Here is a 25,898-nt window from a genome sequence, read left to right as displayed (position 1 = left end):
CTCTGGAGTTATCTAAATTAGGCTCAATACTTGGTAGTTTTCTACGGGTGTTTGGTTTAAGTATTGCCGCAAGGATAGATAATTGTAAGGTGTGTCGCGGAACTAAGAATCCCCGCACTTATAGGGCGGGGAGTGTCAATTCGTAGAGGTGCAACAGAGCGGGTGTAGCAACATTTGTTGTACTCCCCTAGGCTTTTTGTTTTTAGCCATAACCTTGCTAGGCTGTTGTTGTCTCTATTATGATAGTAGTGAAACCCACCCCTACACACTCAACACTCAACACTTCCCCATATCCCCCATCCCCTCCTCACCCAGATTAGGTGCTGGCGCGTTATCGTGTGAGTAGTTCATTGGAGAGAATGAGCTGTGCCTGAGCCTTACCTCATGAGTTGGTACTCAGGGTTTGATAGAGTTAATTAGCAATGAGTGCTATGACTGAATCCGTCCTTCATCAACATACGATTAAGTCCCCCGATCGCTCCCAAGCCAGGGATCGTAACCGCCGCCTTGTTTGGAAAATCGCGATCGCTACATTGCTGTTGATGGCAGTAGGAAGTGCGACGCGGGTGATGAATGCTGGACTCGCTTGTCCCGATTGGCCCCTGTGCTACGGACAATTAGTGCCAAGTCAGCAAATGAATTTTCAAGTCTTTTTGGAATGGTTCCATCGCCTCGATGCTGCATTAATTGGCGTCAGTACGATCGCCCTAATGGGTTTGTCGTGGTGGGATCGCCGTTTTTTACCCAAGTGGCTGCCTTGGGCAACAACGTTTGCCTTTGGTTTAATTGTGTTTCAAGGCGTCTTGGGTGGCTTAACGGTTACCGAACTGTTACGGTTTGATATTGTGACGGCTCACTTGGGTACAGCCTTGTTGTTTTTCTCAACCTTACTGATTATTGGTACAGCCCTCATGCCCTACAAGGGTACAGGAGCGGCTGGACCCTTACCGTGGCTGGGTTTGACGGCAGCTATTTTGGTTTACTTACAAAGCTTGTTGGGGGGTTTGGTTGCTTCCCGTTGGGCATTACATCAATGCTTTGGCGCTTCTCAACTTTGCACCGTGATGAATAGTCACATTGCGGGTGTAGTCCCAGCTACGTTAGCCACCTTGACTCTTGTCATTGTGGCATGGCGCACACCTGCCCTCCATCCCCTGTTGCGACAGTTAGCCAATCTGGCTGGTGGATTAGTCATTTTACAGATTCTTCTGGGAGTGGCGACGTTCTGGTTACACCTACAGGTTGAACCCCTAACCGTGTCCCATCAAGCCGTAGGTGCGGCATTACTAGGAGATTTGCTTGTCTTTACCGTTTTGGCATTACGCGATCGCACCACTGGGCTAGCCGTGGCAAACTCCAGCCTATAGCATTGGGGAAGTCTTGAGTTTTGAGGTTTTGAGTTAACTCCTTCATCTGGCCCATCTCGTCTCCCCGTCACCAATGCCCCCCGCTCCCTTATGCCCCTACAGCATAAAAGTGACGATTGTGTCAAAGTGTACGTAGTGTTTCAACAAAAAGGAATTGGTGTTCAATGATTGGGACAACTGTATCCCGTCAACATGACAACGTTCGGCAAGTGATTCAGAGCTACTACCAACTCACAAAACCTCGTATCATTCCCCTGCTGTTGATTACGACAGCCGCCGGGATGTGGATGGCATCTGAGGGGCAAGTTGATCCCTTTTTGCTACTCATTACCCTGCTTGGAGGAACCTTAGCAGCTGCTTCGGCTCAAGCCCTCAACTGCATTTATGATCGTGATATCGATTATGAGATGCTACGCACCCGTAACCGTCCGATTCCCTCAGGGCGGATACAGACTCGTGATGCCTTGTTATTTGCGATCGCTTTAGCCTCGGCATCGTTTACCCTATTGGTTGTATTTGCCAATCTTCTAGCTGCATTATTGGCAATGTCGGGCATTGTCTTCTACATGGGGATTTACACCCACTTACTCAAACGCCATACACCCCAGAACATCGTGATTGGCGGTGCAGCAGGTGCGATTCCAGCGCTGGTGGGTTGGGCGGCGGTGACGGGAGAGTTGAGTTTACCCGCCTGGTTACTGTTTGCTGTCGTCTTTTTGTGGACTCCTCCCCATTTCTGGGCGCTGGCTTTGATGATTCGCGAGGATTACGCCAAAGTCGGAATTCCCATGTTACCCGTAGTAGCAGGTGAAGAGTCTACAACCCGTCAAATCTGGGTTTACACGTTGTTAGTTGTCCCCGCGTCGCTGTTATTCATTTATCCGTTGGGGGTATCGGGTGTCGTTTATGGCGCGATCGCGCTGTTGTTGGGGAGTATTTTTCTGCAAAAAGCGTGGCAGTTATTACAAAACCCAACCAGTAACCAACTGGCTCGAGGACTGTTTAAATACTCTATTCTGTACATGATGCTTTTGTGTACTGGCATCGTGGTTGATAGTTTACCGATCACCCAGCAACTCTCGACAGCTTTAGCTGACAATTTACAAACTTTGGTGAGTTCTATCCCGTTTTTGCCGTTTCCGGTTTAATGGGAATAAAAAACTGTGGTAGAGACGTTCCGCCGGAACGTCTCTACTACCTGAACGGGTTGGTGAGATACGAGAAGAAGCCCTAAAAAATCGGACAGTACATTAATCAGGGATGAGGAATAAAATAAGGTATCCCACTAACTTGAAAACCCCATTATTTTATTTTTCTGCCAAACAACGATAAAGTTTATATTTATATTCACCAGCCCATGACCCAGATAAGTGATCCCGAAAACAATGCTGCGCGTCTAAATCAACCTTAGTCCGAAAATCCACTAACCATAAATCGAAGGGGCGTGACAGTTCAGTTAACGTTTTTTGCAAGAGTGCGATCGCGTCTGTATAGGTTCTCTTTTGGGGATCGCGATCGGCTAGGAAGAATTGAACAGAACCATTCCTATCCGATAACTGTTTAAATTCCCAAGCTAACCCCATCAGTCGTCCGGTTTGTCCATGATGCTTGTGAGTGGTGGCAATGAATACGGGAGATTGAGAAGCGTCTTGAATTACGGGTGCAAGTAAATCAGGACGGTGATTTTGTAAGTATCCTAAATTCCCAATTGCAGTAAATCCTCCGATTAATCCCATTAGCCAAATCATTGCCACAATTGCTTTGCTATGCTTTATCTCAGAAGCTGGATCGAACGTTTCCTGCTGCCAAACTCCAGCGAGTATCCCGGCGAATACCAAGATTACAGCCGGAAAGTAAAAAAACTGAAACCGTGCCCCCAGGGTTAAGTCCATACCTAAACCGTAGGTGATGCCAAAGACTAAGGCAATCGCACTCACTAAATATACCCTGAAAACCTGCAAGGCTAAACGGGGATCGGGAAAATGCTGTTGAAGTTTCCAGCCATTACTAAGTTTCGGTATCAGGCTAACGGTAAATAAAACCGTCACTATACCAGACAAGACTATAATCCCAATCGGCAAAATAGTTGTGGCGGTAGGAAGCAACAGGATCATACTCAGCCCCCATATTAACAGCCGCCCGATGGGTGCTAACCATTCACCGGTTAGATCCCCGTCAGCTATCCAGGCGGTGGGTTCGCTACCGTAGATACTGTATAAAGCAGGTAGCCAGACTAAACAGCCGATAAGCGTCCCTACCGAAACCCCATAGATACGCCGCCAATGCGATCGCGTCAAACTCTGAGGATCTTTCCTTCCCTGTTGCCAAGCCTGCGTCAACAGCACAACCCCTTGAGCGCATAGGGTTAAGCTGAAAAAATAATGAGTGGCGATTCCCAAACTATTGACACCCACCCAAACTAATCCCATGCCAACAGATAACGGCTGATGACGGTGGATGGCTTGAATCGCCATGACTAAACAGGATAAAGACGCAATCACCCATAAAATCGCCAAGGTGTAGTGACGTGCATCTTGGGCGAGAAAAATCCCATAAGGTGAAACCGCCATCATTGCGGCGGCGATTTGACCGACTAACCGAGAACCAAACGCCAGATACCCCAAACCGAATAGGCTAGGAATAGCCGCAATTCCCAACAATGCTGAGAGCGATCGCGCCCCCCATAATGATACCAATCCGTCATCGGTGGGAAAGAACTTTATCCACCAATGGGTTAGGAAAAAATAAATGGGTGGATGGGTACTTTCTTGGATTAAATGGTTGACAACTGAACTAATATCTGCATCAACCATAGGCGACAAAGGAGAGAGCAAGACATCCGCACCAATCCACTGATTCAGTGGCACGGTTTGAAAACTGTTACCTAAACTAAAGACCATCGTGGCACATTCATCTGTCCACGGGGGTAGAGACAAAAGACGACTCAAGCGCAGGATTGTACCCAGAGCTATCCATAACATGAGTAGCCCTAAGTGCAACCAACGTTGTTGTTTAGAGTTCATGGTTGATGCTCCATGGCAAAGAAGCTGGTGCCAAGGTTGAAAACAAAAAGCGATACCTGACAAGAATGTCTCGATATCGCACTTTGGCTTAAGAAATACTTTCAAGCTTTAGGGATAGGGCGATCTATGGGCGATCGCATTTCTCTGTGGCTAGGCTACTCAGCAGGAGACTCAGTAGGAGACTCAACGGGTTCCTCTATGGCTTCTCCACCCTCTACTGGTTCAGTATCGTCTACGCCTGCTTCATTTTGGCAAGCGCCCAAAGTAGCTCCCAAAGCCAACACCAGCAGCAAACTCAGTAATTTTTTAGTCATACACTCCCCCTTTTGTTAAGGTCTGCGTCAAATTAGACGTTATGTTAGCTTACTATAACTTTATAGTTTTAACACGACTACTTGTTTTTTTCCTTAATCTAGCTAGAATCAACCCACCGGGATTGCGAGGGGCTACGGCTTCAACCTTGACGAAGTGGAGGTAAGCCGCAGGGGGAGAGCGGGAAATACGAGGACTCAATGTCCTTTCGTATTTCCCATTATTTCCCGCTAGGTGAGTGGTATAATCTTAGCCATGAAACAAGTTCTCACGATAGTTGTAAAGCTCCAACCCTCTCCTGAACAAGTGGCTAAATTAGAGGCAACCCTTCAGGCGTTTGCGGATGCTTGCAACTATGTGAACACACATACAAACCCAAAGCTGACCAACAAAATTGCTATCCAATCTCTGACTTATCAAACCATCAAAAGCGAATTTAATTTGGTGGCAAACATGGCAGTCAGAGCTTGTGCAAGAGTAGCGGCTAACCGAAAGGTAGCCTTGCACAAAGGCAAGCCTGTTAAAGGGTTTCACCCAAGCAGCATGGACTGTGATAAGGACTTGTTTCGGTTCACACAGAAAGACTGGACGGTAAGCCTTGCCACCATTCACGGCAGAGAACGGATTGAGTTGAAGGTAGGCAACTACCAAAGAGGAAAACTCAAAGGAAGGAACCCTACCTCAGCTCAACTGTGCAAGCACCGTGACTGTCAGTTCTACCTGCATATTCAGATTAAGGATGGCGCACCCGACCCAAAGGATACCGATAAAGTAATTGGTATCGACCTAGGACGCCGCGACATTGCGGTTACCTCGGAAGGAAAAAAGTGGGACGGTACGGGTATCCAGGAAGTTAGAGACAAGTTTTCCAAGATTAGGGCGTCTCTCCAGAAGAGTGCCCCGAAAGGCACAAGGACGACTCGGCGTAGATGTCGAGAAATCTTGAAACGGCTGTCGGGGAGGGAAAAGCGCTATCAGCAATGGCTCAATCACAACATTTCTAAGTCAGTGGTCAAACGGGCAGTTGAACTGAGTGCATCAATTGCCATAGAAGACCTAACAGGCATCAGGGACAGAACTAACCAGCAGCCGAGAAACAAGACAGAGCGGCGACGCTCAAATTCGTGGGCATTTTATCAACTGCGAATGTTTATTGAGTACAAAGCACCTTCTGCTGGGATTCGAGTTACCCCAATCCCCCCTGCCTATACCTCCCAAATGTGTCACAACTGCCTACACATTCACCCTGTAAAGGGAAAGTCTTATCGCAGTGGCAAGACTTTCAGGTGTGGTCATTGTGGTTGGCATGGGGATGCCGACTTTAATGGAGCCAATAATATTGCACTTGTGGGGCTGTCTATAAACCAGCCTGGAGGCACGGGGTTATCGTGCAAGTTAAACAGAACTCCCAGATACGTTCAGCTTAACTTGTTTGATGACTTCAGGGCTACTGAAAACCCAGACCTCTGCGATAGCAGGTCTGGGTAGTTTATTCTAACCGATAAGGGTGGCACTTCGCTACACTGCGCTTACACGCCGCTTTGCTTACCTTGAGAGTGAGGGAAGATGCCAAGATAGGCTGGAATGACATTCACCCGCTTACCTGACCTAGTTGCCGGAATGTTACTTATGATTCAGATAAATTCTGAAGAATTACGTAGTATGACTAAATTAGCTGCATAATTGTTAATATAGGGTTTTTTTGCGGTTTAGCCTATAAAATCAGGACAAGCCGTCAAGGTGGGTGCGGAGGATTGTTTAAGGAATGCATTGTGTTTTCTAATTTTTATCACGCTTTTCAATCGATCCAAGCTTGGATCAAGTATCCCCCAAGGCAAGCAGCACTAACCCAAAAAATCGTTGATCGCATCCGTAATTCCCTGGAATTGCAAGTTGTTGTGCAAACAGCCGTAGACGAAATTGCGGCGTTGCTTCGACTTGATTGTTGTAGTTTTTTCTGGTATGGGGAAGAACGGGGGCAAGTTGAGATTGTCTGCGAACGCCGTCAGCATGAGCATCAGCCTTCATATTTGGGAGAGTATCCATTGGAATATTTTGGCACTCTAGCACGGGCGATCGCAGAAGGGAAACGGATCGTTAATCACGGAACAGCGCACTTGACACCCACAGGACTACGATGGAGAATTCAACGGCTTTTACAGAAATCCCCTGCCAATCCCCCATCACTCGTCCCCTATCTCCCCCTCTGGGGCTATAAGGCAAACTTATTTATTCCCGTCACAGGTAAAGAAAACGGAATTGGATTTATTGCTTGTCTTTGTGAACAACCCCGGTTTTGGGCAACTCCAGAAATTCAATTTTTAGAGTCGATAGCAGAATCCTTAGAAATTGGAATCCGTCAAGCCCAACTCTATGAACAAACCCAGAACCAAGCCATTCGGGAGCAGCTCGTTAATCATATTACTAGCCAAACTCGCCAGAGTTTTGACCCCCAGACCATATTAACGGAAGCAATTACCCAGATGTGGTCAGCGTTGGCAGTGGATCGATGCTTGGTGCATTTAGTGGAGGATTACCAGACTTCAGATGTACCATCTGTCAACCGAGAAACCCCAATCACCAAGAATAACAGCGATTCATTACACCAGAACCATCTCTATGAGGTGTATCGCCAACCCTTTGCCCCTTGCAAGGATACATTCAATCCCCATGGCCCGATTACACAGTGGATTATTCAGCACCGACAGGCTGTAGTGATTCCTGATGTAACCCAAGATGAGCGGATTGATGTAAACAACGAAGAATACCAACATGCCCAAATCAAATCCTCATTAGTGGTTCCGGTACAAGCCCATGGAAAACTCTATGCCATTTTGTATCTCAATCAATGTGCTTACATTCGCTATTGGTCAAAACACGATCAAGAACTAGCACAAGCTGTTGCCGATCAGCTAGCAATTTCTCTACAACAGGCATATTTATATACCCGCACCCAGCAACAAGCGGCACATAATGCCATGCAAGCCCAAAAACTGGCAGAAATGATTGAAGAACTGCGACTCACCCAAGTCCAACTGATTCAGAGTGAAAAAATGTCCAGTTTAGGCAGAATGGTCGCTGGGGTGGCTCATGAAATTAATAATCCCATCAGTTTCATCTATGGCAATATTCCTTACCTAGAAAATTATGTCAATGACTTGCTGCGCTTAGTGCAAGCCTACCAAACTGAATATCCCAATCCCTCACCGACACTCGAAAACATCTTAGAGGAGGTAGAAATTGATTTTTTAACCAAGGACTTACCAAAAATTTTGCAATCCATGGAATCGGGAACCCAGCGAATCCAGGAAATCGTACAGTTATTACAGAGATTTTCGCGGCACAACGAAGCCTCGGTGAAACTGATCGATATCAACGCCGCTTTGGAAAACACTTTATTAATCCTGCACAACCAATTTGTCAACAGGATCAAGATAGAGCGGCATTACGATAACCTCCCCCATGTTGAATGTTACCCTAAGCCCATCAATCAGGTATTTCTTAATCTTCTGACAAATGCCATTGAAGCGCTCGATCGTTCGCCTAATTCTGATAAAATAATTACCCTGCGAACGCAATGGCTACCCAGCATCCCTTCCGCAGAGGAGGATCGGGTACAAATTAGTATAGCTGACAATGGTTCAGGGATTAATCCAGACATTCTATCGAGTATCTTTGAGCCATTTTTCACAACCAAAGCCGTTGGAGAAGGTCGAGGTTTGGGTTTAACCGTGAGCTATCAAACCATTGTCAACCAACACCAGGGTCAATTAGACGTGCGATCGCAACCCGGTCAAGGGACTGAGTTTATTTTGCAAATCCCAGTGCGTCATCCTCATGCTATCCAATCGAGTCCCTCGTCCTCTCAATCCCCCGATCCGGCTTCTGATTTTTCACGGGAAGTCGCCCAAGCGAGTTTACAGGAAAGATAGGGGAGATTTGGAAGATAGGGGAGATGGGGGAGATGGGAAAACATAAAAGAAATTTCCCACTCAACAGTCAATAGCCAAGACTCTTGCACTCAAAACTCGGTTGGAACTCTCACGAGTCGCATCCTTTGTGAGGTAAAAAATGATAGTAGTAAAGCCTGCTCCTACACAAAACTCAAAATGCAAATATCTGCCATAAGCTTATGAATGCTGTCTCTCGCTCTGTTCCAGTTCAACGTCGTCCCTCTCGCCAAGTTCCAGTTCACTCGAGGGTGCGCTCATCTCGATCAAGCCACTTGTCCCCCCTGAAGCCTAGAACCAGCCAGCAAAAAGTAGAACGGCTTAATACCTCACGAGAGCGGACTCCAGGCTGGCTGCGATCGCTGATGATCCTGCAACGCGGTTCAGATGTGATCACCGTGCTCCTAGGTATTGCCACACTAACCATTTATTCCTGGACTGTATATACCCAGCAGCAGTGGACGCAAGAATACCGGAAATTGGGAACACTACAACGCAATGAACGTGACCTGACAACGACGAATGAAATCATCAAAGATCAACTTGCTCAACAAGCGGAACGCCCAGCTACAGGTTTGGTGACACCCACTACCGCCAATACCATTTTGCTCCCTCCGGCACCTCAGCGCCAATTCCGGGAATCTCCGAATCAGAAGCCTGAGCCAGAAACTTTGGCAAAGACTCCTTTGGGATACTAAGGTTGCAGGGGGATAGGGCGACCGGGGGGATAATATATTTATTGTGCCTAGCTAATCTCTAAACTTTAGTTGGGCAAGATGAGTAATCGAATGCAGAACTCAAAAATTAAAACCATGCCCTTAAGCAAAGGGAAGGAACCAAACCATGCCCTTAAGCCTAGCGTTGGGTCAAAACTTTTTCAACGTCCTGGGTTTAGATTACTGTTAATTTGGGCAATCATGATGGCAGGGAGTTTTGGGCTTTTATTTAATCTATATCGGCTGCAAGTCGTCATTTCTCCCAGCTTGGAAGAAAAAGCACGGCAACAGCAGATGATTTATATGCGTCCGTTTATTCCCCGTCGTCCAATTGTTGACCGTAATGGGAATGTTTTGGCGGTGGATCGGCGAGTCTATACCCTTTATGTTCATCCCAAACTGTTTAAACTGCCTAAACAAAATATAGCCACTCAGATAGCGCCAATCCTGGATAAGTCGTCTGCGGATTTGGAAATGCTATTTAACAAAAAAAATACGGGAATTCGAGTGGGCGGCTCATTAACTGAAGATGTGGCTAACAAAATCGCTCAATTAAGTTTGGATGGGATTGAACTGATTCCTAAATATTCTCGCCTTTATCCTCAGCAAGAGTTAGCAGCCGATGTGGTCGGGTATGTCAACGTTGATCATCAAGGTCAGGCAGGAATTGAGTATTCTCAGGAAAAATTGTTAGAACGAGAAGTTCGCACGCTGCGAATGAGTCGGTCGGGTAATGGAACATTGATGCCTGATCATATTCCAGAAGGATTTCTCCACTCTGATGATCTGCGGTTGCAACTGACCCTAGATAGTCGCTTACAACGTGCGGCACGTTCTGCGCTCAAGCAAAAAATTAAGGAATTTAATGCCAAACGAGGTACTGTAATTGTTATGGATGCCCGGGATGGTTCCTTGTTAGCGTTGGTGTCAGAGCCAACCTATAACCCGAACCAATTCTATACCTCTGACATTAGTTTGTTTAAAAATTGGGCATTGGCAGATTTGTATGAACCGGGTTCCACGTTTAAGCCTTTGAATGTAGCGATCGCGCTGGAATCTGGCGCAGTTCGTCCGGATCAGGTATTCAACGATACAGGTTCGCTTCAGATCGGTCGGTGGCCCATTTCTAACTATGACAAACAAGTTCGTGGCATGATCGATCCCGCCCAAATCCTGCAACATTCCAGTAACGTGGGAATGGTGCGGATGATGCAACAAATGAAGCCTGAGGTTTATTATGGTTGGTTAGAACGATTGGGATTGGGACAGAAACTGGAAACAGATTTGCCATTTGAAACCGCCGGACAGCTCAAAAACCAGCAAAAGTTTACCAGTTCCCCGATCGAACCAGCAACAACAGCGTTTGGTCAAGGCTTTTCCCTAACGCCGCTCCAGCTTACTCAACTCCATGCTACGTTAGCTAATGGGGGTAAGTTGGTTGTGCCTCATGTTGTACAGGGACTTTTTGATAGTCAAGGTCAGCTTTATTGGCAACCACGTCTGAGTGCGCCCCGCCCCATCTTCTCGCCCGCCACTTGCCAGAACGTTCTGGAAATGATGGAAACAGTAGTTAGCCAAGGAACGGGAAAAACGGCTGACATTCCAGGGTATCGAGTGGCGGGAAAGACGGGAACAGCTCAGAAAGCCAGTCCCACGGGGGGGTATTTTACTAATGCCAAAATTACCAGCTTTGTGGGAATTTTAAGTGTGGATTCTCCCCGTTATGTGGTGATGGCGGTGGTGGATGAACCGAAGGGAAATGCCTTTGGCTCTACGGTAGCTGCACCGATTGTTAAGTCAGTCATGGAAGTATTAATTGGGATCGAGCAGATTCCGCCAAGTCAGCCAACAATAGCGACAGAATGACTGTCATTTTGCCACGGCGATTAAAATCGCTGCTACACAAACTTTCGTCCGCCTGCGCGGACTGGCTAATCACCTTGATAGGTCAGGGTTTCTTCACTTGTGCAGCAAGCCCTAAATAAGCAGCCACACAGTAGTCTGAGTAAGCAATTGCACGATTAGGGAGCGGTCAGAACGTGTTTCTTGAGAGTTCCTACGGATTGGATTCAGGAGGGCAAAGCCAGTCTATCCGATTGGGTCAGGTTCATCCAAGTAGCGTCAAAGTCAGCGTCAGAGTAGGTAGAAACGTGGCTGAACAGAGGCGCGATCGCGAAATCTTCTAACGCTTGTTGATAGCCTTGCTGGTAGGTGAGTTCACTAGGGGGACAGTTTGGTTTTAACATGGAAAGAGTCTCCGTTTACGGGGTAGTCACAAGTCGGCAGAAAGCGTCGCAAACTTGGTGCTCCCCTTGTGATTTGGGATTTGTTAGCGGTTGGATAAATAGACATATCGCTGCTGGTGGATTATTTCGAGTCGGGATAATGCCTCTGGTGTATAGCGTTGGGCTTCAATACAGATTGATTGCCATAGGCGATCGAGGGCATTTAGATTGGGACAGTAGCGTATAAGCGTGCGACAAGCGGCAATCCACTGTTCAATCTGGCGATAACTGACGAAGTAACCACCGATTCCTTTGATATGTACCCAGAGGACGTTATGCCATTTTTCCCAGTTGAGAATGCGCTCTTGGGGGATTCTCAGGAGTTTGGCGATTTGCCCAAGGGTGATAACGAAGGTTTTGGGGTTGATGTGATGGCGTATGCGTTGCATGATTTCACTGTTGGGGTAGATGTTGCCGTCTCATGAACTACCCAGACCTACTTCGTTGAGGTCTGGGTTTCTACAACCAGACCAGTAGGGCTGTGTTTCCGACGCTTCGCCTGCCCTAGTTGCTTCATGCTTCCCGTTCGCTTGCGCTTACAAGTTTCTGAAGTAGAGCTAGAGACATCTGCGTCTACCATCCTCGTTCCAAACCCCGGTAGCTTTCCTAATGCCCACAAAAGCATGACTAAGGCAGCGGCTAAGTCCCTATCCATGGTAAATCCGCATTTATGGCAATGATGAACTCTTTCGTCTAAGGTCTTTTTCTGCTGATTTCCACAGTTAGGACAGGTTTGGGATGGTTTAACTTTGCGAGTGGGAACTTCAACAAAAACCCCACCCGCGTCTTTTACTTTATATTCAATCGCTGACCTTAGCATTCCCATGCCCACATCTAAAATGGATTTGTTTAGTCCGGCTTTTTGCTTTTTGCGCTTACCTTTTTTGGCTTTGCGGGTCATTTTAGAGACTTCTAGTTTTTCTGTAGCAACGAAGCTATTACAGCGTACAATGTCTGTTGCTACTTGGTGTACCCAATTTTGACGCTGATTAGCTACCTTACGGGTTACTTTGCTAATTTTAGCTTGGGTCTTTTTCCACCGACTAGAGCCTTTCTGTTTCTTCTGTCTATTGGGAGCCGTTTTACGACGCTTTCCCTTAGAAAGATGCTTGATTTTCGCCTCAGCTTTTCGCAAAAACTTAGGGGCTTCAATAAAAGAATGGTTTTCCCCATCAGTTATCGCCAACGCTGACTTGCAACCCAAGTCGATGCCAACTGAGCCAAAATCTGTTTGTCTTGTTGCCGCCTGTAGCTCGGTTAAGTTAACGGTGATACTGGCGTACCATTTGCCATTGCGATAAACAATGGTACAAGTTGTCGGAGTCCCCCAAATCCGGGCTTTACCGCGCATCTGGATAGAACCAATTTTGGCTAATTCCAGATAACCGTTATCACCTGTTGTGTGTACCTTCCAACCTGTTTTACTCGGATACGTCCAGCCCGAATAATGCTTAATCGACTTATATTTAGGTCGCTTGGCTAACCCTTTAAACCACCGATTAAAAGCGTAATCAACACGCTTTAACGTAGCCTGCAAAGTCATGCAATTACATTCTTTGTACTCTCCCCAAACTTCCTTGAAAGCAGGCAAAGAGTTTTGCTGCTCAAAGTAATCAACTCGGTGATTAAACCTTTGATACTGGGTAAATCGATTGCAGACAGCAGCGTTATACAGGTCTTTATGCAACTTACGGTGATACCGTAATGTCTGCTCTTGCTTTTTATTGGGGTATAGCCGAAAAGTTACACGTCTTGTTGGCATTGCCGCTTCCTCCTGTTAACATTAATTTAACAGACTCAGGTGGGGGTATGTCAACTGAAAGCCAGAAAGGGTTCTCATTCCGTATTTTCTGTTCAACTGCATATAGTGTTCGTAACTAAATACAGACGTAAGGTTATTACATCGGGAATGCTGGAGCGATTGCATGAGGTGCTTGCAAATATTTGTATTAAGACAAAGTGCCGCCTTGTCGAGTTCTCAGGAGAAGCCGATCACGTACATCTATTGGTAGACTTTCATCCTGACAACAAACTTTCATCTCTAATTGGCAGCATGAAGTCTGCTTCCAGTCGAATCATCAGAAAAGACTTTGCTGTGGAACTATCACAAACTTATACCAAGTCAGCATTCTGGTCAGGCTCTTATTATGTTGCCTCTACTGGTGGCGCTCCCATTGAGAGAGTCAAAGCTTACATTAAATCCCAAGAAGCACCTCAAGATTAACCCTGAGCGAAGTCGAAGGGTTGATTGCCTTCGTTCCTCCGGCAATCCGCTATCCCTCCCCACCCTGCTAACGCTGAGGGTGGGGACTCCCGCGATACGTTGAAAAATATTCTGAACCTCTAGCTTTCCTCTCAGTACTCGAATCCAGCTTGTTGAGCGATTAAAGTTAGATATTTCGATGTAGCGAGAGTCGGCTCATAAGCGCTATTTTCCCACTGGCTAACCGTTTGCTGATACACTCCAAGCTTTTGAGCAAACTCTGCCTGTGTCAAACCCATGTGGCGGCGCAGTGCTTTGATGAGTTGAGCGTTCCACAGCACAGTGTCACCCACGCGCTGAACTTTAGGTTTAGCGGTAGGTTGACGAAATGTTACCCGTTGCTGCTCCAAATCAACATCCTCAACTCGATATCCGGCTTCCATCCAGGCATTTGCTTGCAGTGCGCCTTTGCTGCGATTGCTCCACCATGCCCGTTTTTTCCGTGCTGAGTCGGGTAAGGTGTCATTCATGAGTTTCTCGATTTCTGCAAAGGTGAGAATGACTTCATCTTGATTACTCTCTTGCAGAAATGCCCAGAGTGGCTGGTACTTGCTATCTGGCTTCATGCTGCAAAACCTCTACACCAATCAACGTCTGTGGGTTGAGATGCTGGCGGGATTTCTTTTTTGGTGAAGTGGGAAAGGGGCATGAAGCTGTTCTAGGGGACAGGTAATCATCTCTAGGATGCCAGAAGATTGGGGCGTGCGATCGCTCTGTCCTGCCAAATTGTCATTAGTAATCGAAAGTGCGAGCATCTTGCTCGCTACCCATTGCCAATTTAAATGCATGACAGCTTATAGCCTTACCAAGGCAGGTTAGGACATTCTGTACTGTTGCCTGTTGCCTAATCTCCACCGTTAGCTTGAATAAAAGTCCGACTACTTACTGAGTTACCCAAATGAGCGAACGGTGAGATGTTCAGCTAACTGCCATAATTGTTTATAAGGGAAAAGAAAACTTGAAGGAGGCTGGCGATGAAAAAAAGTAAACTGGGGTCATTTCTATTCCTTGGCATGATCTTGGGATTGATAGCCAATCCCGCTCAGGCGTTACCCGGTCAAACGGTGGAAACAGTTGCGGCTTGGATTGCGGCTCATCCTACTTTAGAACCAGGTATTGGAGATGGATTAGTCGTAACCAAGCGTAATACCGCCGCTCAACGATTTAAATTTGAAGCCTCGGTGCTTCCTCCAGGTCAAATCACCTTTCCCACGAATCGCCGTATCATTCAAAGTGAGCAAATTTCCTTCTATGACATGATTAATGGGGTGACTCCAGAACGACTCACGGAGTCAATGCGAGTGATTTATGGTCTAGCGATCTATCAAGATTACCAGAGAGCTAAACTGGTATACGCCTATCCCACACCAGAAACCATCGATTTAGCTCGGCGACAGAATCGACCGATGCTGGTAGCACGACAAGGCGAGCTTTTATTAGGTGATCGCTTTGCCTATTGGTTAGAAGTGACTCAAACTGAGAATGGCAAGCCAATTAATGGGCGGATAACGGTTTTTTTGCCAGAAGATTTAGATAAACTTGAAGTTGAGTTGCGAAATCGCTAGTCTTATGTTATTTGCCAAACACCTGAAAAAATACTCTCAACAGCACGAGCAATACGCTTGAGATCTTCATTGAGCAGGGGGGGCCAATTCACCCTAGCCTGACGCCCTGCTTCAAACTGTTCTCGGCTCTCATAAGCCAACAAATATAGGGAGTAAACGAGTTCTCGATCTAGAGTCGATGCATCTCGCAAACCCTCAAATATCATTTTCAGCGCTAATAAAATATTGGTAACCTGACCTGGAACGGGTGGTTTTCGGTACTTTAGACGAACCAAAAAGGCATCTGTATTTGGGTCAGATGCTGTTGTCTGATTAATAATAAAGCTACGAGCTGTTTTATAATCCATTGGATGTTAATCGACGAGTTTTAGCCGATCATCTTGTGGGGCTTGTGATATCGCTACAAGTAACCCTAAGCCGCACAAGATTAATCAACAATAGTATAAACGTTTACAGCTTTATTTCTCTTGCCTACCCTAAATGATGAGGAGTGCATCCTGTTTTGGGTAAATTCATAACTTTTACTTAGTGCTTTTATTATTATTGTCAATAGGTTTAACAGTTTAATTCCATAGAGATAAATTAACCTATTTAAAATCACATTTACATCAAAAATATTTGAATTATATCCTCTACCTCCGTGCTGTTTCTGAGCAACCCCATTTGCCGCAAACTTCATAGAATTTATTATCCCTTTCAATTTTATGCGGATTTGGTGTTGAACTGTCTGAAGCAAGTATTACATGACTTACGAACTTAAAATCCTTCTTGTAGAGATTAACCTTTAAATCTCCTCAAAGGAGTCACAGCGTAAGTCTTGATGTACAAGCGATGACAAAGAGATCTACAATGCACATTTATAGCTGGATTTTGTTCGCTAGTCTGTCAATCACTGAACCTGGAAAACTTGAACCCTCTTTTCTGGTAGATCAGCAGAGGTTTGCGCTAGGTTCAACAGATGAAAGTCCACCCCCTGGTTGTAATCGGATTGACCCTCCTGACTGTCAACCTCGATAGTAAACAGCTTTTAGACCAAATTCAGATTACTAGATTGAATGCCAATTATCACATACTTAGTGGCAACCCGGTTTTTGCAGTCGGGTTATTTATTTTTAAGGGCATAAGACAAAGGACAAATGAGGAATTTAATCACTCCACTTTAATTTCACGGACGTCTTAACGAACAGATTTCCATTTGCCATGAAAACTTAAAGGAATGACCTGCGGTAATTGCAGCCGACAGGTAGGTTCTTGATCAAGAGCCTCGCTGTCATAGATCCAAACTTCACTTTGGTCAGAATCCCCATTATAAACTACGGTTAACACCCATCCCTGTTCTGGATTAAGCGCGTCAGGTGCATGGATTGGTTCTGAGGGATAGCGATTCTTGCCGAGATCGGCTTCGATGAGGGTTTGTGTGTGACAATCAAACCGTGCGATCGCACCATAAATTTCGCGACGCCTATCTACGTCTTGGCGATGCAGCGCCAGATAAATAGAGCGGGAGGCTTGACCCACTTGAGCATCTGGGACAATTGGAAACTCGACGTATCGATCCAACAGTTCCCGTTGGGCGATAATTGTCCCGGTTTGGGGATTGATCTCAACTTGCCATAATGTCTCGTTAGTAACCGTCTGAATCTCACCTGTGGCGATTTCTTTGAGACGTTGGTTTGTGTCAAAATTCTCATACCGAATAAACTCGACCACGATAGAGCCCTGCTGATTCACATAGCCATTGACAAAATGCCACTGATACCACGGATCAGCTTCGCTACGTGCGACTAATGAGAGCGTTTCTCGGTCAACAACTAAAATTTGAGTTCCCAATTGGGGACGCCACTCCATCGCCTCGCTAAAGCTACTCAACCCCAATGCGGCGGGTAGGGGATTAACCCGCACAGGTGGCACGAAAAATACCAGATAAGATCCGGCTAGGACAAAATCATGAATCAGGGGTATTCCTGGGAGTGGAACCGTTGCTTTTTGAACTATTTTGCCGCTTGAGTCGCTTTTGTAGAGATTTAAGCGACAATTGAGTCCGATGCTGATGCCAAAGTTAAAAATCTCACCCGTTTTTGGATCACGCTTGGGATGGGCTGAAAAGGGTGAACCCTCGGGTAAACTCTCTAAGCGATCGCATCCCCAGGTTTCTAAGGTTTGCAGGTCGAGTGCATAGGGATTACCGCCTTCCCAGAGGGCTAACAATTTATCGGATAAGGGTAATACAGAAGTATTTGCTCTGTTTTTTACGGGTTTACCCCAACGTTCCCAAATCCGCCCCGATGCTTTGGTTCCATAGTTGGGGTACAGTAATTTCCCCGATTCTGCTTCTGCTTGATAGGCTGTCGTTTGCACGTAGCGATAGACCCCAGTGGCTGTAGCCTCCGTGAAATGAACCGCTAAAATAGCGCCATCCCCATCAAACCAATGTCCCATCCTTTGACCTCCCCGTTCTAAGCGGGCGGGCCCATTGCGATACAGAGAGCCTTGTAACCCTTGGGGGATTCTGCCAGAGAGAATCGGTAAGGGAGTTAAGGGAAATTCAGTGGCAGGTTGAGCGATCGCGTTTGCCCAAGCTTTACGGGTTGATGGTGGGGTAGCTGTTTGCATGTTTCCCGATTCAGGGTGACTGTTTTTTCTATATTAGTTAATTTTTGTAACAAAATGTGAGCTGGTTTTTTATCCATTTTTCCCTGAAAGCCTTTTCTTGATTAGTTCCCAGCAATCTCTCTTTGCTTATTGCGATAAAATAGGGGGTGACACCCCTCATCCCTAAAGTGCTATAGTTTGATATGTAGATGCACCCTGATAATCAAGAGAGTCGCGCAAGTGACTCTTTTTTTTTGTTCTGTCCATCTTCTCAGAGTCTTCCTCTATCTCCCTCATCGTAAACGCCTCGCGATCGCTACTATAAGATTTAGGTATCAATCAGCCGTCGGTTGACCAATAAAAAGGACTAGATTAACTAACCCTTAAATCTGGGGAGGGCTTGACTTGACGGAACCTCGTTTCCGACGCCGCACCCTAGGACATGACTCGTCTGTTGACGAGGCTTTTTACACAGCGAAATAGTTTGATAGTTTTGCCATGACAATTTATTTTTATAAGGTTGATGAACCCTATGGTTGCTTTTCCAACTTCTCGCCACACCCAATTGAGATCGATGGCTGGTGTTGGCAAACCGTTGAGCATTACTATCAGGCGCACAAGTTCGTCGGAACGACAGACGAAGCCTTAATCTGGACGATCAAAAATGCGGCAACGCCAATGGAAGCTGCCATCCTAGGACGCGATCGCACCCGCCAACGGCGTCTTGACTGGGAACAGGTGAAACGCCAGATCATGTGGCAAGGGGTTTTGACCAAATTCCTCACCCATCCTGATATTCAACAAATCCTGCTGAACACCGGAGAAGAAGTGATTGTTGAAGATTCTCCCACGGATTACTACTGGGGTTGCGGTCAGGAGCAAACGGGTCAGAATCATCTGGGGAAAACGCTGATGAATGTCCGTCAACAAATCCGACAGCGCTTGGCACAAACCAACTATAAACTCCTAGATCGCTAAATCTGAGTTAGACACAGGCATACTTGAAATCCTTACACTGTTAAGTATATTCACATAGATTTGTGAAGTCGGTGCATCGAGCCAAATATCTGATTCGTAACTTGGATCGCCCTCTAAACCGGAATCAGAGAGTGTTTCATAGGAGTAGGACAGTGTTACAACCAGAACTCGATCAAGAAGACTTGTTGCGCCGGATCACGAATCGGATTCGCCAATCCTTGGAATTACAAGAGATTTTAAATGCCACGGTGGCAGAAGTGCGATCATTATTAAGAACCGATCGCGTCATGGTTTACCGCTTTAATGAGTCGGGTGGTGGACAGGTGATTGCTGAATCGGTAGACACCAATCGCCTTCCTTGTCTCAACGGATTAAACTTCCCCGCTGATGACATTCCAGAACAAGCCCGTAAATTGTACCTCACACAGCGCTTGCGTTCCATTGTGGATCTTTCAGCCGGACTGATTGGTTTATCACCGTTAGAACCTACAGAAACCGATGATCACTCAACCCCTCAGCCGATCCACTATCGTCCTGTAGACGCTTGTCATGTAAAGTACTTGCAAGCAATGGGCATCCAGTCTTCAATGGTCTTACCCATTGTCCACTATGATATCCAGGCTCAGCAGGCACAGAAACGACTCTGGGGGCTTTTAGTCTCTCATCATGTCAAACCACGCAGCATTAGCCAACGGGAATTGCAAATTGTCCAATCAGTGGTGGATCAAGTGTCCATTGCCATTGCCCAGTCTAATCTTTTATCCCAGACACGTCAGCAGCATCGAATCGAAGCGACAATTAATCGTGTCTCTACCCTGCTACATTCGTTACCCACGATTCAACTACAAGCCGCATTAAAAGAAACAGTTAACGCTCTTGGGAGTTCGGGAGGTAGGCTATATATTGCCCCAGACAGAGTCAATCCTAGGGCAGAGTGCCTCATTTGTGGAACTCAACCTGTATTTGGAGATGGAGACAGCCAGACGACGCTTGAAGAGCATCCTGTGTTTGTTCAATGGGTAACAGGGGATAAAACCGTTGACACCCACAATGGTTTATCCGAATCTAATTCGGCTCATGTTGGTTGTCAGCCTCTAATTGTCAACGATTTGTATCAAGTCTCCGACTTGGCGAGTCTTGCTCCAGCCTTTCAGGGGACTTCAATTCGAGGTTGGTTAGTGGTACCTTTGTATTATCGCTCCTCATTCCTGGGTAGCTTGAGTATTTTTCGCAGCCAAGTCGCTCAAGAAATCCTCTGGGCTGGAAAATTTAACCCGAATGAAAAACAACACTGTCCCCGTCAATCCTTTGAACAGTGGCGAGAGGTGAAACGGCATCAAGCTCAACCTTGGACGAATTACGACATTGAACTAGCCCTCGCACTCGGTCATCATTTTGCTATGGCGATCGAGCAATATAAACTTTATGCTCAGGTACAAGCCCTGAATAGTAACTTAGAATGCCAAGTGGCTGAACGCACCGCCAAGCTACAGCAATCTCTAGAGCAAGGGCGGGCGCTGCAACGGGTTACCAACCAAATTCGCGGTACTCTGGATCTGAAAACGACTCTGCAAACGATTGTACGGGAAGTTCGCCAACTGTTGGATACTGACCGAGTGATGATTTATCGGTTCACCGATGATTCCCATGGTCAAGTGATTGTGGAATCGATTACAGGGGAGTGGTTATCACTTTTAAACATTGACGATCCGCAGCAGTATTTCTCGAAAGCCCAGATTCAATTTTACCAGCTCGGCAAATTAGGAGTAATTCAGGATGTCACTCAAGCCCGCTTAACTCCGGATCAGCGAGAGTTTTTACAGCGTTGTCAAGTGCAAGCCGCTTTAATTGTTCCCATTGGTGTCGGGAATCCTCAAGCTAATGAGATACCTATTATGCCGGATAGTTTCCCATGTCCACGATGGGAACAACCCCTCTGGGGACTTCTGATTGCTCAGGAATGTAAAGCTAGGCGAGACTGGCTCCCTTCAGAGATTAAACTCCTGAGAAAGCTAGCCGATCAAGCGGCTGTGGCGATTCAGCAAGCGGAATTATTTACCCATACTCAAGCGCAAGCGCAACAATTGGCAAGTGCTTTCCACCATCTCAAGCAAACTCAAGCACAACTGATTCAGACGGAAAAAATGTCGAGTCTTGGACAGTTGATTGCAGGGGTGGCTCACGAAATTAATAATCCGGTGAATTTTATTTATGGTAACCTGGTTTATACCAGTCAGTATGCTCAGGATTTACTGACTATTATTCATTCATATCAGAAATACCATCCTCATCCGGAGCGAGAGATTATTGAGTTGCTAGATCTGATTGACTTGGAGTTTCTGAAAGAAGATTTACCCAAGCTGTTAGAATCCATGAAATTGGGTTCTGAGCGGATTCGCAAGCTCGTTTTGTCGTTGCGAAACTTCTCTCGCCTTGACCAAGCTGAGAAAAAGTTAGTGGATATTCATGAAGGGGTAGATAGTACGCTACTGATTTTGCAATATCGCCTGAAAGGGAAACATAATTATCCGGGAATTCAGGTGATCAAAAATTATGGGGAGTTGCCCTTGGTTGAATGTTATCCGAGCCAACTGAACCAGGTTTTTATGAATGTTTTGAGCAACGCGATCGATGCTTTAGAAGAATGCGAGCCAGATAAACAAACGATTACAATTTCCACAAGTGTTCAGTCTCCGAATGTTGAAAAAAATGATAACCTGAACAATAGCACGGTAAAATTAGAGGACGATCACTGCTCATCTCCAAATCATGTCGTGATTCAAATTGCCGACAGTGGTGCGGGAATTAGCCCAGAACTCCAATCGCAAATTTTCGATCCCTTTTTTACGACCAAGCCGATTGGCAAAGGGACAGGTTTGGGTCTTTCGATTAGTTATCAAATTATCGTGGAAAAACATGGGGGAATTTTTAAATACAGTTCTCAGCCAGGAGAAGGAACTGAATTTTGGATTGAAATTCCCATTTGCCAACCTCAGAGTCTAGAGGAATAAATAAGCTGTGTTGTTAAGTTGGGTTTGCGTCTATTCAGTCAATTTTCCGGTCTTTCTGCTGCTGAATACCCAATCCTCACAAATTTTTAAGACCAATTTTACCCAGATTGCGGTAAAGTCATGATTGTTGTCGGCATATCAAAGACTGTTCATGAGCGGACATCCCAACGCATCTACTCCCGAATCCAACGGTGCTACTCCCATTCGCGCTACCGATAAGGCGAAGCTAGTGGCGTCTGAGAATGCGGATCATCGGACGGTAGACCGCCAACAGCTAACGCCGATGATGCAGCATTTTGCTGAACTCAAAGACCAGTATCCGAATGCGGTACTGCTGTATCGAGTTGGCGACTTCTATGAAACCTTCTTCCAAGATGCGCGACGGATAGCCGAAGAATTGGAATTAGTCCTCACCAGTAAGGAGGCGGGGAAGGGTGTGGGACGAGTTCCCATGACTGGTGTACCCCATCACTCCATTGAACGCCACGCCACTCAGTTAGTGGAAAAAGGTTATGCCATTGTTATTTGTGATCAGGTAGAAGATGCGTCAGTCGCCGCCAAAGAAGGGCGTCAGGTGAAACGAGAAGTAACTCGTATTCTCACCCCTGGTACATTAACCGAAGCGGGGATGCTAACTGCTAAACGCAATAACTTCCTGGCGGCGGTGGTGATGGCGGGGAATCATTGGGGATTAGCGTATGCTGATATTTCGACGGGGGAATTTTTCACTACCCAAGCGACGGATTTAGAGCTACTGGTACAGGAACTATTGCGCTTGCACCCTTCAGAAGTCCTAATTCCCACCAACGCCCCGGATTTGGGCAGTATGCTGCGCCCAGGGGAAAAATCGGAGTCTTTACCCGATTGGTTACCGAACTCCTTTTGCTACACCCTGCGTTCCCAAACCCCCTTCAGTCCCTCAGAAGCAAGACAACGACTTTTGGAACGATTTAAAGTGCGATCGCTAGAAGGGATGGGTTGTGAACATCTGCCTCTGGGAGTGCGGGCGGCGGGAGGATTGCTGGAATATTTAGAAGAAACTCAAAAAGAAAATTATGTCGCCCTGCAACATTTACGCACCTATACCTTAGCGGATTATCTAATATTAGATCACCAAAGCCGCCGCAATTTAGAAATTACAGCAACGGTGCGGGATAATACGTTTCATGGTTCCCTTCTCTGGGCATTAGATCAAACCAGTACCTCCATGGGAGGACGGGCATTACGGCGTTGGTTATTGCAACCGTTATTAGATATTAAAGGAATTCGGGCGCGACAGGATACGATTCAGGAGTTGGTGGAAAATACCGGACTGCGGGGAGATTTACGCCAGTTATTACGGGGAATTTATGATTTAGACCGGTTAACGGGACGAGCAAGTTCAGGAACAGCAAATGCACGGGACTTGGTGGCGTTAGCGGATTCCCTCTTAAAATTACCGGACTTGGCAGAACTCGCGGCTTATGGGGGTTCCCCTTATGTAAGGGCATTACAAAAAGTTCCCCCAGAATTAGAACAGTTGGGACAAACGATTTGCGCCCATCTGGTGGAATCGCCGCCGTTACAGATAAAGGAAGGCAATTTGATTCGTTCCGGGGTGAATGACCAACTCGATGAGATGCGCCGCATGGCGGAGGAGGATCAGCAGTGGATTGCTAACCTAGAAGTCACCGAACGCGATCGCACGGGCATTGCTAATCTAAAAGTAGGATATAACAAAACCTTCGGCTATTACATCAGTATCTCTCGCTCTAAAGCCGACCAAGTTCCCCAGGAGTACATCCGCAAGCAAACCCTCACCAACGAAGAACGCTACATTACCCCCGACTTAAAAGAACGAGAAACTCGGATTCTCACCGCACGGGATGATTTAAACCGCTTAGAATACGAGATTTTTGTCGGATTACGTACCCAAGTGGGAAACTATGCCCAGTTAATTCGCAACCTATCTCGTGCAGTGGCGGCGATTGATGTCCTGTCTGGTTTAGCTGAGGTGGCTGTACGTCAGGGATATTGCCGTCCCACAATGGTAGAGGGGCGAGAGATTAGGATTATCGATGGACGCCATCCCGTGGTAGAAAAGTCTCTCCCACCGGGGTTTTTTGTGCCTAATTCAGCCTATTTGGGATGGGAAGAGTCCGCGTCATCTGCTGAAGAAAAGACGGAGACAGGAAATCATCAACATCCCGATTTAATTATCCTCACAGGACCCAATGCCAGTGGCAAAAGTTGCTATTTACGCCAAGTGGGATTAATTCAAATTATGGCGCAGACGGGGAGTTTTGTCCCGGCGACATCGGCGACATTGGGAATCTGCGATCGCATTTTTACTCGTGTGGGGGCGGTTGATGATTTAGCCACGGGTCAATCCACGTTTATGGTGGAGATGAATGAAACGGCGAATATTCTCAATCATGCCACCAATAAGTCTCTGGTTCTATTAGATGAAATTGGCAGAGGAACAGCCACATTTGATGGGTTATCCATTGCTTGGGCTGTGGCAGAATATCTATCCTTGCAAATTCAGGCACGCACTATTTTCGCTACCCATTACCATGAATTGAACGAACTAGCATCTATTTTAGAGAATGTTGCCAATTATCAGGTAACGGTAAAAGAATTACCCGATGAAATTATCTTTTTACACCAAGTTCAACCTGGTGGGGCAGATAAGTCTTATGGGATTGAAGCGGGGCGTCTGGCGGGTTTACCCCCTGCTGTGATTCAACGGGCAAAGCAGGTGATGGGGCAAATTGAAAAGCACAGTAAAATTGCTATGGGATTGCGGAAAGGTATTGGCAAGAAAGCCAAAGATACTGAAACGATTACGCCAGACACATCGGTACAGCAGTTAGATATTTTTGCCGAATGACGTGCGCTTCGCGCAGGGTGTAGGAGCTAGGCTTATAGAAAACTCCTACTTTCGATAGAAGGTTATGCCCTTCCCTAGGCAGATGAAACGGTCAATAGAAGCGGTTAAATTGTTAGGTGGACAACGAAAATCAGAGGCAACTCGGTTCTGGCGCGAACAGTATTCGTATACCTTAAGCTGTTACGGATCTATTACGGATCGTAAAATAGTCTTGCCTGATAATTCAACTAAGTAATTAAATTTAGTTTGGGTGGCAAAACTATCGTCCATAGATAATTTTAAAAGAGGTTTTCATGAAAAAAGAACATCAGAGTAAGCTAAAAAATACCGGACTATTAGGAGCGATAGTTGGCGGCATCCTGATTAGTCTGCCAGCAACGATTCTAGAAGCATCAGCCGTACCGATTTCCACGTTAGCTCAAGTTAATCCTTGTCCGGGAATCTACTACGAAGAACCTTACAATAGTACACGCATGGTTCCACCCGGATGTCCGCAGAATGCAGCAGCACAGAGGGGTAGAGGCGGTCAAATGCTTAATAGACAAATGACGCCTACAACGCCTACAAGTGTGTCTCAACCCCCTCTACCTGAAGTACGCAGTGATGCAGTTGCCCGAATTCAACCCACAAATGGTACTGTTGATGTGCGACTGAAAAATAACACCAACGCTGTTGTTTCTTATCAAGCTGTCGGACATACTGATCGTCGATATTTGTCAGGTGGAGAAGAAATTCTCCTGCAAAACTTGCCCACGCCGATTACGATAACCGCCGTTCGTCAGGATGATGGCTTAATTCAGATGATGCCCATGTCTGCTGATGAAACTGGGCAATTGGAGGTTACTTTTGAAGAAAAAACAACCTTAGACAGTAACCAAGGGGTTCTGAGAATTCAAGAAGATGGTCAAGTCTTTGTGAATTAGAGACGTTGACGTTATGGCAATTGTCGTAGAGACGTTCTCCC

21 protein-coding genes are annotated in these 25,898 nt (G+C 46.2%); 12 read left to right on the top strand and 9 right to left on the bottom strand.

Annotated features, from left to right (window positions below; all coding sequences use genetic code 11):
- Positions 1-431 precede the first annotated feature (431 nt).
- Together RID09_RS22595 and RID09_RS22590 are read left to right on the top strand one after the other, a co-directional pair.
- A complete protein-coding gene (locus RID09_RS22595) occupies positions 432-1,367 on the top strand; it encodes a COX15/CtaA family protein (protein WP_446338166.1) in 936 nt (311 codons plus the stop codon).
- A 164-nt stretch (positions 1,368-1,531) separates the two neighbouring features.
- Positions 1,532-2,515 (top strand): heme o synthase, encoded by a 984-nt coding sequence (locus tag RID09_RS22590; protein ID WP_446338165.1) that lies wholly within the window; start codon positions 1,532-1,534, stop codon positions 2,513-2,515.
- Between the two features lie 159 nt (positions 2,516-2,674).
- Here RID09_RS22590 and RID09_RS22585 read toward each other — a convergent pair whose 3' ends face one another.
- On the bottom strand, positions 2,675-4,390 hold the full coding sequence (locus RID09_RS22585) for a glycosyltransferase family 39 protein (protein WP_446338164.1): 1,716 nt from the start codon (positions 4,388-4,390) through the stop codon (positions 2,675-2,677).
- A 155-nt stretch (positions 4,391-4,545) separates the two neighbouring features.
- Positions 4,546-4,704 carry a hypothetical protein gene (locus tag RID09_RS22580; RefSeq protein WP_446338163.1) on the bottom strand — a complete coding sequence of 53 codons (159 nt, stop codon included), beginning with the start codon at positions 4,702-4,704 and terminating at the stop codon, positions 4,546-4,548.
- A gap of 253 nt (positions 4,705-4,957) precedes the next feature.
- Between RID09_RS22580 and RID09_RS22575 the strand changes: the two genes are divergently transcribed.
- The 4 genes from RID09_RS22575 to RID09_RS22560 all read left to right on the top strand — a co-directional run bounded on the left by RID09_RS22575 (position 4,958) and on the right by RID09_RS22560 (position 11,234).
- Positions 4,958-6,190, top strand: a complete 1,233-nt coding sequence (locus RID09_RS22575) for an RNA-guided endonuclease InsQ/TnpB family protein (protein WP_446338162.1) — start codon at positions 4,958-4,960, stop codon at positions 6,188-6,190.
- Between the two features lie 284 nt (positions 6,191-6,474).
- Positions 6,475-8,634, top strand: a complete 2,160-nt coding sequence (locus tag RID09_RS22570) for a GAF domain-containing sensor histidine kinase (protein ID WP_446338161.1) — start codon at positions 6,475-6,477, stop codon at positions 8,632-8,634.
- Between the two features lie 200 nt (positions 8,635-8,834).
- Entirely contained in the window at positions 8,835-9,350 is a 516-nt protein-coding gene (locus RID09_RS22565; protein ID WP_446338160.1) for a hypothetical protein, read from the top strand.
- 90 nt (positions 9,351-9,440) lie between these two features.
- Positions 9,441-11,234 (top strand): peptidoglycan D,D-transpeptidase FtsI family protein, encoded by a 1,794-nt coding sequence (locus RID09_RS22560; protein ID WP_446338159.1) that lies wholly within the window; start codon positions 9,441-9,443, stop codon positions 11,232-11,234.
- A gap of 203 nt (positions 11,235-11,437) precedes the next feature.
- On the opposite strand, the gene RID09_RS22555 is transcribed toward RID09_RS22560, so the two are convergent.
- The 3 genes from RID09_RS22555 to RID09_RS22545 all read right to left on the bottom strand — a co-directional run bounded on the left by RID09_RS22555 (position 11,438) and on the right by RID09_RS22545 (position 13,415).
- Positions 11,438-11,614 (bottom strand): hypothetical protein, encoded by a 177-nt coding sequence (locus RID09_RS22555; protein WP_446338158.1) that lies wholly within the window; start codon positions 11,612-11,614, stop codon positions 11,438-11,440.
- Between the two features lie 83 nt (positions 11,615-11,697).
- Positions 11,698-12,042 carry a hypothetical protein gene (locus RID09_RS22550; protein ID WP_446338157.1) on the bottom strand — a complete coding sequence of 115 codons (345 nt, stop codon included), beginning with the start codon at positions 12,040-12,042 and terminating at the stop codon, positions 11,698-11,700.
- A gap of 47 nt (positions 12,043-12,089) precedes the next feature.
- Positions 12,090-13,415: an RNA-guided endonuclease InsQ/TnpB family protein gene (locus RID09_RS22545; RefSeq protein ID WP_446338156.1), complete on the bottom strand. Its 1,326-nt coding sequence runs from the start codon at positions 13,413-13,415 to the stop codon at positions 12,090-12,092.
- 54 nt (positions 13,416-13,469) lie between these two features.
- On the opposite strand from RID09_RS22545, the gene tnpA reads away from it, so the two are divergent.
- Complete coding sequence (gene tnpA, locus RID09_RS22540) at positions 13,470-13,877, top strand: IS200/IS605 family transposase (RefSeq protein ID WP_446338167.1); 408 nt, start codon at positions 13,470-13,472, stop codon at positions 13,875-13,877.
- Between the two features lie 131 nt (positions 13,878-14,008).
- Here tnpA and RID09_RS22535 read toward each other — a convergent pair whose 3' ends face one another.
- Entirely contained in the window at positions 14,009-14,482 is a 474-nt protein-coding gene (locus tag RID09_RS22535) for a helix-turn-helix domain-containing protein (protein WP_446338155.1), read from the bottom strand.
- A gap of 408 nt (positions 14,483-14,890) precedes the next feature.
- Between RID09_RS22535 and RID09_RS22530 the strand changes: the two genes are divergently transcribed.
- Positions 14,891-15,481: a hypothetical protein gene (locus RID09_RS22530; protein WP_446338154.1), complete on the top strand. Its 591-nt coding sequence runs from the start codon at positions 14,891-14,893 to the stop codon at positions 15,479-15,481.
- Between the two features lie 2 nt (positions 15,482-15,483).
- Here the strand turns inward: RID09_RS22530 and RID09_RS22525 are convergent, their stop codons facing one another.
- The 3 genes from RID09_RS22525 to RID09_RS22515 form a co-directional block, all read right to left on the bottom strand.
- The gene (locus RID09_RS22525; RefSeq protein ID WP_446338153.1) at positions 15,484-15,828 is read right to left on the bottom strand and encodes a Dethiobiotin synthetase; all 345 of its coding nucleotides are present in this window, start codon (positions 15,826-15,828) and stop codon (positions 15,484-15,486) included.
- Between the two features lie 80 nt (positions 15,829-15,908).
- Entirely contained in the window at positions 15,909-16,160 is a 252-nt protein-coding gene (locus RID09_RS22520; RefSeq protein WP_446338152.1) for a hypothetical protein, read from the bottom strand.
- Positions 16,161-16,657: 497 nt separating this feature from the next.
- Positions 16,658-18,094: a carotenoid oxygenase family protein gene (locus RID09_RS22515; RefSeq protein ID WP_446338151.1), complete on the bottom strand. Its 1,437-nt coding sequence runs from the start codon at positions 18,092-18,094 to the stop codon at positions 16,658-16,660.
- Positions 18,095-18,571: 477 nt separating this feature from the next.
- On the opposite strand from RID09_RS22515, the gene RID09_RS22510 reads away from it, so the two are divergent.
- From RID09_RS22510 to RID09_RS22495, 4 genes are all read left to right on the top strand, one after another.
- Positions 18,572-19,051, top strand: coding sequence for an NADAR family protein (locus RID09_RS22510; RefSeq protein ID WP_446338150.1), 480 nt, complete (start codon positions 18,572-18,574; stop codon positions 19,049-19,051).
- A gap of 152 nt (positions 19,052-19,203) precedes the next feature.
- The gene (locus RID09_RS22505) at positions 19,204-22,062 is read left to right on the top strand and encodes a GAF domain-containing protein (protein ID WP_446338149.1); all 2,859 of its coding nucleotides are present in this window, start codon (positions 19,204-19,206) and stop codon (positions 22,060-22,062) included.
- 151 nt (positions 22,063-22,213) lie between these two features.
- Complete coding sequence (gene mutS, locus RID09_RS22500) at positions 22,214-24,934, top strand: DNA mismatch repair protein MutS (RefSeq protein WP_446338148.1); 2,721 nt, start codon at positions 22,214-22,216, stop codon at positions 24,932-24,934.
- 293 nt (positions 24,935-25,227) lie between these two features.
- The gene (locus tag RID09_RS22495; RefSeq protein ID WP_446338147.1) at positions 25,228-25,857 is read left to right on the top strand and encodes a hypothetical protein; all 630 of its coding nucleotides are present in this window, start codon (positions 25,228-25,230) and stop codon (positions 25,855-25,857) included.
- Positions 25,858-25,898 lie beyond the last annotated feature (41 nt).

The organism is Coleofasciculus sp. G1-WW12-02 (assembly GCF_040219735.1).
Lineage (GTDB): Bacteria > Cyanobacteriota > Cyanobacteriia > Cyanobacteriales > Coleofasciculaceae > Coleofasciculus.
Note: the sequence above shows the minus strand (reverse complement) of the source record. Positions and strands in the feature narration are given on the sequence as shown.